At 37.3% G+C, this 16,719-nt stretch carries 11 protein-coding genes; 9 read left to right on the forward strand and 2 right to left on the reverse strand.

The genetic code is table 11. The features are described from left to right. Positions 1-276: 276 nt before the first annotated feature. Both PCNPT3_RS08060 and PCNPT3_RS08065 read left to right on the forward strand, forming a co-directional pair. Positions 277-1,128: a MurR/RpiR family transcriptional regulator gene (locus PCNPT3_RS08060; protein ID WP_015465386.1), complete on the forward strand. Its 852-nt coding sequence runs from the start codon at positions 277-279 to the stop codon at positions 1,126-1,128. A 194-nt stretch (positions 1,129-1,322) separates the two neighbouring features. Beyond that, the gene (locus PCNPT3_RS08065; RefSeq protein WP_015465387.1) at positions 1,323-2,132 is read left to right on the forward strand and encodes a Cof-type HAD-IIB family hydrolase; all 810 of its coding nucleotides are present in this window, start codon (positions 1,323-1,325) and stop codon (positions 2,130-2,132) included. A 46-nt stretch (positions 2,133-2,178) separates the two neighbouring features. Here PCNPT3_RS08065 and PCNPT3_RS08070 read toward each other — a convergent pair whose 3' ends face one another. After that, on the reverse strand, positions 2,179-2,808 hold the full coding sequence (locus PCNPT3_RS08070; protein WP_015465388.1) for a MarC family protein: 630 nt from the start codon (positions 2,806-2,808) through the stop codon (positions 2,179-2,181). A gap of 355 nt (positions 2,809-3,163) precedes the next feature. On the opposite strand from PCNPT3_RS08070, the gene PCNPT3_RS08075 reads away from it, so the two are divergent. The 7 genes from PCNPT3_RS08075 (at position 3,164) to PCNPT3_RS08105 (ending at position 14,603) form a co-directional block, all read left to right on the forward strand. Beyond that, positions 3,164-5,128 carry a bifunctional 2',3'-cyclic-nucleotide 2'-phosphodiesterase/3'-nucleotidase gene (locus tag PCNPT3_RS08075; RefSeq protein ID WP_015465389.1) on the forward strand — a complete coding sequence of 655 codons (1,965 nt, stop codon included), beginning with the start codon at positions 3,164-3,166 and terminating at the stop codon, positions 5,126-5,128. A gap of 909 nt (positions 5,129-6,037) precedes the next feature. Further along, positions 6,038-7,474 carry a peptide MFS transporter gene (locus tag PCNPT3_RS08080; protein ID WP_015465390.1) on the forward strand — a complete coding sequence of 479 codons (1,437 nt, stop codon included), beginning with the start codon at positions 6,038-6,040 and terminating at the stop codon, positions 7,472-7,474. 375 nt (positions 7,475-7,849) lie between these two features. Beyond that, positions 7,850-9,820, forward strand: a complete 1,971-nt coding sequence (locus PCNPT3_RS08085; RefSeq protein WP_015465391.1) for a methyl-accepting chemotaxis protein — start codon at positions 7,850-7,852, stop codon at positions 9,818-9,820. A gap of 379 nt (positions 9,821-10,199) precedes the next feature. Further along, the gene (locus PCNPT3_RS08090) at positions 10,200-11,366 is read left to right on the forward strand and encodes an ABC transporter substrate-binding protein (protein WP_015465392.1); all 1,167 of its coding nucleotides are present in this window, start codon (positions 10,200-10,202) and stop codon (positions 11,364-11,366) included. Continuing rightward, positions 11,363-12,466 carry a FecCD family ABC transporter permease gene (locus tag PCNPT3_RS08095; RefSeq protein ID WP_015465393.1) on the forward strand — a complete coding sequence of 368 codons (1,104 nt, stop codon included), beginning with the start codon at positions 11,363-11,365 and terminating at the stop codon, positions 12,464-12,466. The genes PCNPT3_RS08090 and PCNPT3_RS08095 overlap by 4 nt, the downstream gene beginning before the upstream one ends. After that, on the forward strand, positions 12,466-13,212 hold the full coding sequence (locus PCNPT3_RS08100) for an ABC transporter ATP-binding protein (RefSeq protein WP_015465394.1): 747 nt from the start codon (positions 12,466-12,468) through the stop codon (positions 13,210-13,212). Before PCNPT3_RS08095 ends, PCNPT3_RS08100 begins: the two co-directional genes overlap by 1 nt. A gap of 365 nt (positions 13,213-13,577) precedes the next feature. Continuing rightward, positions 13,578-14,603, forward strand: a complete 1,026-nt coding sequence (locus PCNPT3_RS08105) for a substrate-binding domain-containing protein (protein WP_015465395.1) — start codon at positions 13,578-13,580, stop codon at positions 14,601-14,603. 116 nt (positions 14,604-14,719) lie between these two features. On the opposite strand, the gene PCNPT3_RS08110 is transcribed toward PCNPT3_RS08105, so the two are convergent. Then, positions 14,720-16,534 (reverse strand): sodium:solute symporter family transporter, encoded by a 1,815-nt coding sequence (locus PCNPT3_RS08110; RefSeq protein ID WP_015465396.1) that lies wholly within the window; start codon positions 16,532-16,534, stop codon positions 14,720-14,722. Positions 16,535-16,719: the final 185 nt, after the last annotated feature.

The following is a 16,719-nucleotide window of genomic DNA, read 5'->3' on the forward strand; positions in this document are numbered from 1 at the left end:
TTAGGCTTTAAACCCTAATGGAATACGACTTTAATATTTGTTTTTTGTAAATGTATGCCGATAAAACATAATGATAGGAGCATAGGGTTTTCATTGAGGGAAAAAAGGCTAAGAGCCATTTGGCTTGCTGATTTTACATTTAGCAGTATTATACATATAGACACAGCTTCATTTACATTGATAACAAAACCGCCAGATTGAGCTCATCTTTAAGCACATTATTATTATTCCTTATTGGCTAAAAAATGGAATAATATATTTCAAAGGGAAATATATATGTCCATTCGCCATCTAATAGTGACCCAACAAGCCTTGTTTTCTAATAGTGCAAAAAAAATTGGTCAATTTATTTTAAAACATAGTGAGGAAATTCCCTTCTTATCGAGCCAAGAACTGGCTTTAAAAATCAATGTCAGTCAATCTAGTATTATAAAGTTCACCCAACGCATCGGTTTTAAAGGCTATAGCGCCTTTAAATTAACCTTAAGTGAAGAGATTGGCCGTCAAAAAACGATGCCACATCCCACCCATTTACATAATCAGATCAATGCCAATGATCCCATTTTATTAACCGCACAAAAACTATTAGAAGAAAAAAGTAGAGCCCTTATTGAAACCACCAATGCTATCAACATTAAACAGTTTGATACGGTCGTAAAATTGATAAATAAAGCAAATCGGGTGCAAATTATTGGTATTGGGGGATCTGGGCTGTGCGCACAAGATCTTTCTTTTAAGTTATTAAAAATTGGCATTATTACTTTATGTGTACAAGACAGCCATGTGCAAATAGCAAGCGCACAAACCCTAGAGAAAAAAGATGTTCAAATCGTTATTTCTTATTCAGGCAATCGAAAAGAGATGTTATTGGCAGCGGAGATTGCTCATGAAAAAGGGGCTAAAGTTATCGCTATTACCTCAAAATGCAGCAGTCCTTTACACGCAATGGCCGATTTTTGTCTGCACAGCATTGCCGATGAAACGCACTATCGTAGCTCATCAATCTCATCAAGAACCGCGCAATATGTGATCACAGACTTACTCTTTTTATCCCTTTTACAACGCAGAGAACAAAGCGCTTTAACGTTATTAACAGATATTTCTAAAAGCATTGAAAAAATACTTTAAAGTGTTTTTTATTAAGCATATATATCCACAACATTTTATCCTTACGCGCTAAAATAACAGTTCAACACTTACCTATTATTAATGACTATTACCTTTTTATCTAAATGTATCATAGGTATATAGTTAGACCGATCACTCAATATCGAATACACTGCAGATCCCTTGATTTCATCATTAGCACAAAGGAAGTTTGCATGTATAAGCTGATCGCTTTAGATATGGATGGCACATTACTCAATAGCCAAAAAGAATTAACGCCACGCGTACATGACGTTATACGTCGCGCCAAAGAAAAAGGTATAAAAGTCGTCTTAGCCTCAGGTCGTCCATTTGAAGGAATGTTACCTACTCTTAAAGCCCTTGGACTCGATAGTGATGATGATATTACACTCACTTACAATGCCTCTCTCATTTTAAAAGTCGCATCAAAAGAGATCATCAGTAGTGCCCTTTTAGACGTTGACGATGCGCTGCAGTTATACGAACTTGCTAAAAAATTAGACGTTAATGTCCTTGCTTATTCGATGCAACATGGATTAATCACCCCTAAACACAATAAATATACCCATTACGAAGCAGAGTTAAATAAAATTGAAGTAACAGAATTTGATTTTTATAAACTCTCTAAAGATGACACCATACTAAAAGTCATGATGATTGATGAGCCCGAAGTTTTAACCCGTGCTATTGAGAAATTACCTATATCTCTACAAGATAAATATTCAATGGCAAAAAGTATGCCCTTCTTTTTTGAATTTATGAATAAGAAAAGTAATAAAGGTAATGGCATGCAAGTGCTGGCGACGTATTTAGGCTTAAGTAGCGAACAAATTATCTGCGTGGGTGATGCAGCCAATGATTTAGAAATGATCAAGTTTGCAGGCTTAGGTGTCGCGATGAAAAATGCAACCGATGACGTAAAAGCACATGCTAATTACATCACCGACAGTAATGATAATGATGGTGTAGCCAAGGTATTTGAAAAATACCTATTAAATGACTAACCTAATATTATAACAATATCTTCTTATTTAAGGCCGACTTGTAAGCTTAATTTAACAGTGGGCCTTTAATAATATCCGTAATACCGATGATCAACATTTGTGTTCCTATTACCGCCAAAATCAATCCCATTAAGCGCGTTACAATAGATAAACCACTTTTACCAATCAGCGTTAATATTTGTGAACTAAAAATAAAACAAAAGAACGTTATGACACATAAAAAAGCAAAGACCAATAAGGTCATGGCGATCCCCCACATGTCTGCCGTCGCAGAATAATTCATTGCAGTTGCAATTGTCCCAGGACCAGCAAGTAGAGGTACAGCTAAAGGAGATACGGCAATATCAGAATCTGAATCATCGTTTTGTGCGGCCGAATGTAATTCTGACCCATCACCCGTCAGCATTTGATAGCCAACTAAAAAAACCAATATCCCCCCGGTGATCCGCAGTGCGGGTAAGGTTATTCCAAATAGATTAAAAATCGCTTTGCCCAATATAGAAAAAGCGACAATAATACAAAAAGTGACCAATAATGCTTTCGTTGCAATTTTCACTTGCTCCGTTCGTCTCTTATTGCCCACTAAACTTGCAAACACGGCCGTATTTGCAATGGGATTCATAATGGCAAAAAAGCCAAAAAATACAGTAATGGCTTGTGTAAAAATCTCGTTCATATATGTATATCACCCTAATAAATTAAAAATAACACCTATTTAACACTCTATTAATCCTAAACATTCAGGCTTAATAGCCGATTCATCCGTATTTTAAGATTTGCATTGTGCTGGCACCTCACTTTATTTTAAGTCGGCTTAAACGTCTCCTTAAAATACCAAAATAACGCCAAATACAAAACACACTTTACGCTTTACTCTCTGATAATAAATACTTTTTTATAAAAAACTTCTGTTTATAAAATAAACAGTACTCTCAACGTTAAATTGCTAGCCACATCAACTATCGAATATGTTTTTTTGAGTAGAATGAGATTTACATTCCCTTGGTAAATCTTATTTCTTGGAGTTAACAATGAAAATAAAAATAAACCCATTATCCGCATCTGTGCTCAGTGGATTATTATTATTTTGCAGTACAAGCCTTGCACAAAATATGCAATTGCGAGTAATAGAAACAACAGATATACATGCCAATTATATGGACTTTGATTACTACAAAAGCAAAGCCACACAGCAATTTGGATTAACAAGAGCCGCTACCCTTATTAAACAAGCACAAGCCGAAGTAGCTAATTCTGTTTTAGTTGATAATGGAGATCTACTACAAGGTAGCCCAATGGGTGATTATATGGCGGATAAAGGCTTAAAACCCGGTGATGTTCACCCCGCTTATAAAGCCATGAACTTACTCCCTTATCAAGTGGCTAACATTGGAAATCATGAATTTAATTATGGTCTTGAATACCTTAAAGAAGCGATTAACGATGCAAATTTCCCCTACATAAATGCCAATGTTATCGATATAAAAACCGGTAAAAACATGTTTACACCTTATTTAATTAAAACCTATCGTTTTATTGATAATGCAGGTGAAAAACAAACGCTTAATGTTGGCTATATTGGCTTTGTACCCCCACAGATCCTCATTTGGGATAAACAAAATTTACAAGGAAAAGTGATCGTTAATGACATCAAAGAAACAGCTGAGCATTTTATTCCTAAAATGAAAAAAGAGGGAGCCGATGTGATCATTGCTATTCCACATTCGGGGATTTCGTCATTGCCTTATGCGCTTAACAATGAAAACTCAACCTATTATTTATCAAAAATAAAAGGTATTGATGCGATCACGTTTGGTCATTCACATGCTATTTTCCCAAGTAAAACATTTGCAAATATTGAGGGTGTTAATATTGAAAATGGAACGATAAATGGCGTTGCTGCTGTTATGCCTGGACGCTGGGGAAGTCACGTGGGCATTATTGATCTCAACTTAGAGAAAACAAAAAATGGTTGGAAAGTGGTTAAAGGCCGTAGTGAAGCCCGCCCTATTTTTGATAATAAAAATCAAAAGGCCATCGTTAAAGCTGATCCTACATTAGTAAATGCACTGCAAAAAGATCATAAAAATACACTTAAATTTGTCAATAAACCCATCGGCAAATCGAATGCTAAAATGTACAGTTTTTTAGCTTTAGTACAAGATGATCCCACTGTTCAAATTGTAAATTTAGCGCAACAAGATTATGTTCAACGTTTTATTCAAGGCGATCCTAATTTAGCAGGGCTTCCCGTTCTTGCAGCAGCTGCCCCCTTTAAAGTCGGTGGTCGTAAAAATGCGCCTGAAAATTTCACTGAAGTTGAATCAGGACAATTAACGTTTCGTAACGCAGCCGACCTTTACTTATATCCAAATACCTTAGTCACCTTAAAAGTAACCGGTTATAACGTACAACAATGGTTAGAATGCTCAGCAGGACAATTTAATCAAATAGATATTAATAGCACCAAAGCACAATATTTAATCAATTGGCAGGATTTTAGAACGTATAATTTTGATGTCATTGACGGTGTTAATTATCAAATTGATGTTACCCAGCCCGCTAAATACGATGGTAACTGCCAACTTATTAATAGCAAGGCACAGCGCATCACTAACCTAACCTTTGCTGGAAAACCGATTGATCTTAAACAAAGCTTTTTAATTGCAACTAATAATTACCGCGCATTTAGTCAAAAGTTTTCTGGAACCGGCGCTGAGTTTATTGCATTTAGTTCGCCAGATGAAACGCGCAGTATTGTGGCAGACTATATCACTAGAGTCAGTAAAAAGAATGGCATGATAAAACCCAGTGCAGATAATAACTGGTCAATTGCTCCCATTGTATCCAATAAAAAATTAGATATTCGCTTTGAAACCTCTCCCAGTAAAAAAGCAACACAGTTTATTACTGAAATGAGCGTTTATCCGATGCAACGCATCCGTCTCGATAATGATGGTTTTGCCGTTTATAATATCGACTTGAGTGCAAAATAAATATTTTGAGCTTATCGCCAAGGATGGCAAGCCAAAGAAACAGAAGAGAGTATTAATTTGTGGCAGAGTATTTTTATTCTGATCTAAGAATACACTTTTCCCTTTTTTAAAAAAGTGTGGTCTTCCCGAAAAGCCCTATCGCTTCGCAAGTATTATTGCAAACCTTTTATAACAAATCCCAATCTTTATTAACATTCAAACCTAAAACCACAAATATAGGCTCAATAACAGCATGAAAAATAGACTAAATTTGTTATTTTAAAGATGAACTTCATGGCGGGATATGACTATCAATATAGAGTTTTAATCAAAAGCATAACTTTATAGGGTTATTTTTAGGCAGCATGGTGAACTTATAGATAAAAACATTAACAATAAATCAACAAATGATATTAATCTCGTTTTAGATAAGAGATCTTATTTAGAAGATGGCAGGCGCCCTTAATAATGTTATTATACTGAGTCTTTAAAATTTCTTTATGCATAGTTATGCACATTTAAAGAAATTAATTTGACATTAAAAACATTTACAACGTAATGATAGTTAAACAATATATTCGTGTTTTAATATCATTAAAAATAACTTTTTTGAAAAATTATTTAGATCCTAGGTGTTTTATCTAGTCATCAATTAAATAAGCTAACTTAATATCCTTACTCTACAACATAGATTAGGATTTATATTTATGCTCATCATTCTTGATAATTTTATTGGTTTCACTTTATACGTTCATAAAAATGCGATCAATAGTTGATTATATCTATTTAAATTTTATCTGCCTCCTCATTTTAACACAAAGAGGACGCTATAAATTTATTGGAGTAAGCAATAAATCCCCAATATTTTTTCAAAAAAATTAAAATCATCTCCACATTATCGTTGCATAATGTGCAAAAGAAGAGAGATCTATGTTAAGCAAAGAAGATACAATGTTAGGTCATCCAAAGGGACTTTTTCTACTTTTTGGGACTGAATTATGGGAGCGTTTTTCTTATTACTCTATGCGTGCCATCTTAGTTATTTATTTAACCGATAAAACCATTAATGGTGGAATGGGATGGACAACAGCAGAAGCACTTAATCTTTATGGTATTTATACAGGCCTCGTTTACTTCACCCCGCTTATTGGTGGCTGGTTATCCGATAATTACGTGAGTAAACGTCTTTCTCTTCTCATCGGTGGCGCGTTAATGGCTGTTGGCCAATTCATACTTGCCTTACCCGATGGTTTTCTTCCGATGTTACCCTTATATAGCTTTTATTTAGGCCTTGCTTTTATCGTGGTCGGTAATGGTATGTTCAAACCTAATGTTTCTAGCATGTTAGGTGATCTTTATCCTGCTGGCGATAACCGTCGAGACAGTGCCTTTACTATTTTTTATATGGGCATAAATGTAGGCTCCCTACTTGCGGGTATTGTTGTGGGTATCGTAACCGGTCTTATGGGCTGGAAATCAGGATTTGTAGCAGCCGGTATTGGTATGTTAATAAGTCTCGTTATTCAAATGGTCTTTGCGCAGCGTTATCTTGGTGAGATTGGTAAAATACCAAGCGCCAAAATGGCATTAAAAAACAACAAATCGAAAGTACAAGAGCCATTAACTAAAATCGAAATAGATCGTTTGAAAGTTATCATGGTATTAGGTTTATTTGTTGTTGTGTTTTGGGCAGGCTTTGAACAAGCCGGCGGTTTAATGAATTTATATTCACACGAATATACGGATCGCATCATTGCTGGATTTGAAATTCCAGCATCTTGGTTCCAATCGCTTAATCCCTTCTTTATTATTATCTTAGCGCCAATAATGGCCATTATGTGGGGAAAGATGGGCCCTAAAGAGCCTCATGCTCCTGTTAAATTTGCAATGGCACTGTTCTTTTTAGCCCTTGGTTTCCTTTGTATGATAGGTGCAGCTCTTGAACAAGGTGCAGATCTTACGGCTAAAACATCCATGTTATGGCTTGTTGGAGCTTACTTCTTCCATACGCTAGGCGAGCTCTGCTTATCACCTATTGGCTTATCAATGATAACTAAACTTGCACCACTACGTTTAGCCTCAGTAATGATGGGTACTTGGTTTGCATTTAATGCGCTATCTAATTATATTGCCGGACTTATCGGTTCACGTGTGGGTTCATTAGGCGCGCTTGATATCTTTGCCGGTATTGCCGTCGCCTCGGTTATCGCGGGTGTACTCTTACTCATATTATCCGATACGCTTATCCGTTGGATGCATCAAAGTTCAGATGGTAGTTTTTCACATATCCACCCTGAAGAGCTTGAAGACAAGAATGATACAGATAATGACAGTGATCTCGATAGTAAAGGCCCTCAAATTGCCTAAACTAACTTATTTTCTATCGTCTCACACTTAGCGATAGATAATATAGCAATACGAAAAAAACCAAGCCTCATGGCTTGGTTTTTTTATGGATGATCCCTACCCCTATCTCATTTTTATAATTTACAAGCAACTTTTAAAGGCCCACGGCAGCCCCTCTATTTTATAAAAAAATTAACACCTATATTCACTTATCTTTTTTATCATCACATTATAAGTTCAATGTATTTATAACTGACTAGAATATGCGGAAAAAGGTGCTAGTCTATACTTAAATTACGCCGAACTTTTAACGTGGAACGCTTTAAATAGAGACAATTGTAGATAATTTCAAGCATGCTCCCTATTTATACTCTTATTAAGGAAAGGAATTAATTAATGTCAAACTTAGATGATCACTCAATTTTCAACATCACCTATTGGAGCTTAAAAACAAAATTAACATTCGCTTTTTTATTGGTTGGGCTCTTACCCGCATTAATTATCACTTCAATTAGCACCTTAAAAGCATCGAAAGATATGACCTATCAGGTATCACAATCTCTGGCAGCCATTAACCATATAAAACAAACTCAAATTGAAAATTTCTTTAACCAGCGTCATGCAGATATTCAGATACTCGCCAATACGGTACCTAAATTATCAACAAGTGATTACGATACTTATTTCACAGACTACATTCAAAAAAATGGCTACTATGATCTTTTCTTAATTGATGCGAATGGTTTTATTTATTATAGCCAAGCCAAAGAAGCCGATTATCAAACTAATATTTTAAGCGGTAAATATGCTAGCTCGAATTTAGGCCAACTCATAAAAGAAGTTAAACAGTCAAATAGCTATGGCATTATTGATTATCGACCTTATGCACCGAGTAATGAAGATCCGGCGGCCTTTATTGCTATCCCTATTCAAGGTAGCGATCTTATTTTAGCCCTACAAATATCAGCAGAAGTCACCAATAAAATCATGGGTGTACGTAGTGGTATGGGTGAAACAGGCGAAAGTTACCTGGTTGGTGAAGATAAATTAATGCGCTCAGACTCCTTTTTAGATCCCATAGGCCACTCTCTTAATGCAAGTTTTGCAGGTAATGTTGCCAATAACGGCGTTAATACCGAAGCGGTTAACCGTGCATTAAAAGGAGAAAGTGGTGTTGCAACTATCGTCGATTATAATGGTAATCTGGTTTTATCCGCCTTTAATTCTATTAAAATCGGCAATTTCCGCTGGCTCATTCTCAGTGAAATAGACGATGCAGAAGCATTAGCACCGGTACGAAATGCAACGTTATTGTCTATGATACTGATTGCTATCTCAGCTATATTTATCGCTTTACTGGGCTTTTTCTTTGCTAAAAAGATAGCCGATCCTATTATTGAAGCGGCCTCTATCGCAGATAAAGTCGCAACGGGTGATTTGACCTGCAATATTCACATCAGCGCGCATGATGAAGTCGGCACATTACAAACCGCATTAAATCTGATGATCAATAATTTACGATCTATTATCTCTGATTTGTCCAATGTAGCAAAACAACAAGGATCCACCGCTTCAACGCTTACTGCCATTATCAATAAAACCAGTACAGCCGTTGCAGATCAGCAATCACAAACGATTGAAGTCGTTGCGGCCACAACAGAAATGGGCGCAACCATCCGTGAAATTGCAACCACCACAGCAACGGCATCAAGTGTTTGTGAAAATATTCAGAAAAAATCTAAGCAAGGGGCCGCACATATTGACAGCACTTATAGTGCATTAGTCGCACTCGGAGAAACAACGCAAATGACAGCAGATCAAGTTGCAACACTACGTCAAGACTCCGATAAAATCGTAAATGTACTCGGCGTGATCAAAAAAATAGCAGACCAAACAAATCTGTTGGCTTTAAATGCTGCCATAGAAGCCGCACGTGCAGGTGAACAAGGTAGAGGCTTTGCCGTCGTTGCAGATGAAGTGCGTAATCTTGCTCAGTCGACACAAAAATCAACTGTCGAAATAGACGTTATTATTGAAGCTATCGTTAAAAGTAGTAATGCGGCAGTCGAAACGATGACGGCGAATGTAGAACAAACAAAAAGAGTACAAGAAATTGCGAGTGAGGCAAATCAAATCAACAGTGAAGTTGCCTCTGAGGTCAATGGTATCTTTGATATGGTCGTACAAATAGCGACAGCCACAGAGCAGCAAACAGTGACCATTGATGAGATAGCAAATAATATTGAAGCTATCAATAAAGGCACCTCAAATACTGAGCAAGCAATCCGACATATTTCAGATTCAAGCTCTGAGTTAGCACGTATGGCTAACGTATTAAATGATAAGGCGCGTAAATTTATTTTATAATATAGCGCGCTAAAAAAAGGGCAACTCGTAGACTGCGATTGCCCTTTTTTATTTTATATCTCGCTCACTTTCACCAACAGGTTAATGTATGAGTCGTATTATTCACATGCAATAACAAGCGTTAAAACACTCCACAAAGGCAATTATTTAAGTCGCCCTTTTTTTAAAAAAATTTTGGATCATTTTTAAAAAAATATATTTACATCACTTTTCAGCATCAATCTCTCTTACTTCTACCCGTAAAAAAACATCAGCACCCCTCTTATTTATCTGCATTTTATTTTAATATTTGAGCAATAACATAAAGTTATTTACATTATGAATAATAATGATTATCATTACAATGTGAATTAATCCTCAACTATGGCGTTTATTACATATGCAAAAACTTACCTTAGCACGTTCATTATTGACAGCATCTGTCTTATTATCTTCTTATTCCGCACTGGCAGATACCTTCCCTGTCACGGTCACAGATGTAGCAGGAAGAACAATTACCCTTGATAAAGAGCCTCAAAATATTGCCTTATCGACGGGTCGCGTATTCCCTTTATTAGAAATAATATATCAACAAAAAGCAGCCGATCATTTAGTTGCGTGGCGTGATGATATGCGCGTCTCTGCTCCAAGTATGTATGCAAACTACATTAAAGACTTCCCGCAACTTAAAGATGTTCTCAGTATCGGAAAAATAAAATCAGGTGAATTTGATGCAGAGCGTTTTATTAATATGAAACGTAAGCCGGATCTGTTTGTTATTGATATCTCCAATATCAAATTAGCACAAGATAAAGGCTTGATTAAAAAATTAGATAACGCAGGCATCAAAGTCTTAACCATTGATTTTCGTGAAAATCCACTTGAAAATACTGTTCTCTCCGTCACCAGTTTAGCCACCGCACTCGGCCAAAAGCAGCGAGGTGAAAATTATGCAAAATACTACCAAAAGCATATTAAAGCCTTAGCCGATGGCGTAGCATCTTTACCAAAAAGTGAACGTAATAAAAAAGTATTTATTGAACGCGCAGCAGGATACCGTGATTCATGTTGCCGCACTTTTGCAGGCGGAAATATGGGTGCCTACATTCCCTTTTTAAATGCGATCAATATTGCAGATAAACCCTTAAAAGGAGCCATCACCGGCCAAATGTCGATTGAAAGTGTGATCACATATCAACCTGATGTTTACATTATGCAAACGACCGGTTGGGTCGACAAAGAAGGCAATCCTAAAGCAGGGATCCCTTTTGGCTATGCACCACTCAATACAGCCGCCATTCATAAGGCGACCAAAGACATTATGGATCGTTCATGGTTGAAAGCCGTGAATGCGTACCAAACTAAAAATGTGTACTCTATTTATATGCCCTTTTATAACTCACCTTATAATGTCGTAGCAATGGAATACTTCGCCAAATGGATCCACCCAGAGCAATTTAAAGACTTAGATCCATTAAAAACCTTTGAAGAGATGAATCTACGCTTTGCAAATCGTAAGGCGACAGGCATCTTCGGCCAAGATAACTTCAAGGCTCTACAAAAGTGAATGAGATTGCACACCCGCAAGACACGCTTAACGCTCAAAAAAGCCTAACCGTTAGTCAGTCAGTGCACGATGCATTAACATTGCATCGTGCACGCGAAAGCAAAAAGAAAATCATGCTAATGGTTTTCTTTTTACTTAGCATCATCTGCCTCATTGCCGATATTCTTATCGGCTCTCAAGGCCTCACCTTAGCACAAGTTTTACAGGCAATTTTCCATCCAGCAAGCAGTGATATTGCAAGTCGGATCATCATTTGGGAAATTCGTATGCCGATGTCTTTAATGGCCCCCTTTGTTGGTGGCGCATTAGCATTAGCAGGCGCACAAATGCAAACAACCCTCAATAACCCTTTAGCTGATCCCTATACTTTTGGTATCTCGGCGGCCGCAGGTTTTGGGGCGTCCCTTGTGATCACCAATATTATTGCTATTCCTTTTATCGCGGTGCAATATCAAATCGCAACCATGGCTTTTGTCATGTGCTTATTAACCACCTTTATGATAGCGGCGATGTCATCTTTAAAACGCATATCCGTCGAAGGCGTTATGTTATTTGGGGTCGCTATCATGTTTGCTTATGATGGCATGCTAACGATGATGCAATACATCGCAACAGAAACACAATTACAAACATTAATCTTCTGGCAAATGGGCTCACTCGATCGTGGTAGCTGGGAAAAAATCACTATTTTAGCTATCTTACTGCCCGTAGTACTCGCCATCATGATGAAAGATTCGTGGAAGTTATCTTCCTTAAAAATGGGACAAGAGCGCGCCGAATCGATGGGTATTAATGTTAATCGATTACGTATCAAAACCTTATTATTAGTTTCTTTAATTACCTCTTTATCGGTTGCCTTTGTGGGCGCGATTGGTTTTGTTGGATTAGTTGCACCACATATTGCACGTATGATTTTAGGTGAAGATCAACGCTATTTTTTACCCGCATCTGTTTTACTCGGCGCAGTTTTACTTGAGCTGGCCTCTATTGCCAGTAAATCAATTATGCCAGGGATCATCTTGCCGTTGACTGTCATGATGTCGATAATCGGCGTGCCCTTTTTTGTGTTTTTGATTATTAAAAAAGGCGGTAAATTTTAATGACACTTAAAATTAATCACCTTTGTGTATCCTTTTCTGGGACGCCTGTTTTAAATGATCTCAGTATCCCCGATATCTACCCCGGAGAGATGATTTCATTAATTGGTCGAAATGGGGCGGGTAAATCTACCGTGCTCAAACAGATGACCAAATTGATACGTTTTGATCCTAAATTGATAACCTTAAACGGTCAGTCCTTATCTCTTGATGATATTGGTTATTTACCCCAAGATCACCGGATCTCTGCCAGCATCACTGTTGTTGAATTATTAATAACCACCATGCATATTGGCGTAAATTCTTTATTTACCAAAAAATTTAGCGCCGAGAAAGCATTAACCCTACTCGATGAAATTGGCATAATTCATCTTGCCAATAAATTATGTACTGAACTCTCGGGCGGTGAAAGCCAAATGGCAGGGTTAGCACAAGCGGTGATCAATGAGCCTAAAGTGCTGATCCTTGATGAGCCAACCTCCGCTTTAGATATGAATAATCAGTTAAAATTACTCGAGTATGTAAAAGCCTATACGCGTCGCCATAATGCCTACACATTAATGGTGGTACACGATCTTAATTTAGCGATCCAATATTCAGACAAAGTGGTAGCACTACATAAGGGCGACTTATTTATTTATGGTGAGCCTAAAAATGTTATCAATGAAAAACTAATTAAAGATTTGTTTAATGTTAATTCGCAGATAATTCAACTTGATGATCATCCAGTGGTGGTGGTCAAAAAATAAAAAACAGTCATTAATATTATAAATACTGACAGTTTTATCCCTAGTATAAACCTGTCTTTTCCTCGTAATACCTTACATTATTGATCCTAAAATATACCTATAAATTCGATGTTTACGATAATGACTGCATATAGCATGCAAAGATAAACATTAATGATAAAAAACTGTAGCAGACACCTAATAAATGTTTGCAACCTAGCACCCTACTCTTTTATTACGCTATAATGCCAAAAAATAGAACGCACAATATTATCTAGCATTGCTACGAGTTATATCAGCCCTTCTTTTGATCTATACAACTCACCGTAACAACATAATTCAAAGAAAAATTAGTCGTAGTTGATTGATTAAGAGTACATAAATATATGACAGAAAATAAAATCGCAACGATTAAAGATGTTGCAAGAGAAGCCGGCGTATCCATTGCGACGGTGTCACGCGTGATCAATAAATCACCAAAAGCAGGTAAAGCCTCAATACAATCTGTACAATCTGCGATGAAACTACTCGGGTATCGCCCTAACGCGAATGCACGCGCTTTAGTCAATAAGAATTCACATACCATTGGTGTTTTAGTTAATGATATTGCAGATCCTTTTTTTGGCTCTTTAATTAAAGCGGTCGATCAAGTTGCCCGTGAAAATAATAAACATCTACTCATTGGTAATGGCTACCATAATGCAACGGATGAGCGTGAAGCTATCGAACTGTTAATTAACAGTTGCCGAAAGTCATTAATTATTCATGCTAAAGCATTAACCTCTGAAGAGTTAATTGGTTTTGCTAAAGAAGTCCCCGGTTTGGTTCTTATTAATCGATATATCCCCGAAATTGCAGATCGCTGTATTGCCTTTGATAATTTTAAAGGCGCTTACATGGCGACAGAATTTTTGATCCAAAATGGCCATAAACATATTGCGTTCATTAATTCAAACCACCAAATTGATGACTCCTTTGAGCGTAAAGCGGGTTATTTACAAGCTCTTAAAGATCATAATTACCCAAGTCCGGATAATTATATTGTTGCAGTAGATGTCAATGATGAAGGCGGAAAAGCGGGCATGATTGAATTATTGTCTAAAAATATCCCTATCAGTGCGGTACTTGCCTACAATGATTTTATTGCAGCCGGCGTACTTTTTGCGCTAGAAGAAAATAATATTGCGGTGCCTGAGCAGATTTCATTAATCGGCTTTGATAATGGCCTTATCTCTCGTTATGTTCATCCCAAACTAACCACTATCAATTATCCTATTGAGATCATGGCAAAACAAGCAACCTTGTTGTCTCTTAAACTCGCTAAAAATGAAGAATACACGCCAGATACGCGTATCTTTTCTCCTACCTTAGTTAAGCGGATGTCCGTTGGAAAATGTAATTTAAAGGATTAATAAGGAGCCCTATTGAAAATTCATTATTATCCTCATTAGACGATAAATAAAAAAGGCGCTTCATCTTTAGATGAAGCGCCTTTTTACAAGTTCTTAAAAATGTATTCTAAATTATTTTACCAGAATACAATATAAAGGATCACGGTGAGAATACAGATGACTATCCCACAATTACGAGCTCCGGTTGAAGGTGTCATATCTAATGTCGTTGTAGAGGTAAACTCTACGCGTTCAGCTTTGAATATAAGACCATATACAACGAGGATAGCAAGTACCGCAATCAGACAGTAAGACATGCTGTAAAGGAAATGTATATCTGGATAAACCGCTTGCATATATCCATAAATAAGCGCATTTGCAACAATACCGATAACACCCGCCCATTTACCCGAGGTACGGTTAAGCAATCCATAGATAAATACAGCTAAAATACCGGTTGATACGTAACCTTGGAATGACTGAATAAAGCCAAATATACTTTTAAATTCCGCTAACATTGGCGCAATAATACAACCAATAACAACAAAAACACCAATACAGATCCTGCCGAAAGTAACATATTCATACTGCTCAGCATCAGGACGAATATAGCGTTGATATACATCCATAGTGAAAAGTGTTGAAGCAGCGTTTAAAATCGCAGCAAGTGAAGAAATAATGGCTCCCATAAGCGCTGCAATAACAAACCCAAGAATACCTACATTTTTAGGGATAAGCTTAGTGATTAAAAATCCCATCGCAGAGTCATATTTATACGGATTAATCGCCTCTTTAACGACGCTATCACTGCCGATACGTGCAATAACAGCACGGTTATAGTTATCAATCTCTTGTGCTTTTTCAGGATGTGCCACGACATATTTAGAATCGAGCGTAAACACTTTATTCGAATCTACATTATTGGCGGCCTGCTCATAACTCGTAAATACACTGCCTCCGGCATCTACATTTGCACTCGCTTCCATCTCTGTTGAGAAAAGGTTAAAAGCAATGATCCCAGGAATAACAATAATAAACGGAATAATAAGTTTAAGACCCGCAGCTAACACAAGACCTTTTTGTCCATCACCTAAAGAGGCAGAGCCAAGCACGCGTTGTGAGATATATTGGTTAAGTCCCCAGTAATAAAAGTTTGGGATCCAGATACCAAGTACCAATACAGGCCACGGCATCGCCACCGTATCCATATGCATTGCCGTACTATTTAACGTTGAAAACTTATCGAGCACACCTGCACCCGCATCAACGGTAGCAGCTGCACCTGTTGAATCAACAAGCGTTGCAATATCCATTGTGCCTAATGCCTGAAAGGCAAAATAGGTGATGATCGCACCACCTAATATTAAGGCAGAGCCTTGTAGAAGATCCGCCCAAGCACATGCTTTAAGACCACCAAAAGCCACATAGGTAGCCGCCATTCCTCCTAATATCCAACAGGTTGCGGGTAATGAAATATTATAGCCAAACTCCGCAAAGAGCCGAGTCATGGTAATAGCCCCGGCATAAATAACACCAATAAGACTCACACCAATGAGAATAAGCGTCATTGAAAGCGTCATCACTAAACGCGCCCAATGGTTATAACGCACTTCTAAAAATTCAGGAATGGTGGTTATGCCAGTACGTAGAAAATAAGGGAGAATAAAGAAGGCGACCAGTACCAAAGTGATTGCTGCTATCCATTCCCAGCTCGCAACCGACAGACCTTCAAGTCCTGCCCCTTGGCCCGACATACCAACAAACTGCTCAGCCGAAATATTTGCGGCAATTAATGAAAAACCAATAAGCCACCAACTAAGTCCTCGCCCTGCAAGGAAATAATCTGTAGCACCATTCTCTCCACTCGGTTTTCCACCCCGACTCTTTATCATTCCTACGCCAATAACACACAGCATAAAAACAATGGCCACGGTAATATCAATAGCACCCATGATCATATCCTTCTTATTTTAATTAATATTTAGTTATATTCTTTTCAAAAGCTTTGTTAAAGATTGATTCAATATTTAACAAAGCTATCCATTTGAACACGAAGTGTAAACGCTACCAAAAATGTCAATATAAAGTAGCTTACCTTTAATATTTTAAAAATGCACCCCTTAAAACAACAGATTAA

It is taken from the genome of Psychromonas sp. CNPT3, assembly GCF_000153405.2.
Classification (GTDB): domain Bacteria; phylum Pseudomonadota; class Gammaproteobacteria; order Enterobacterales; family Psychromonadaceae; genus Psychromonas.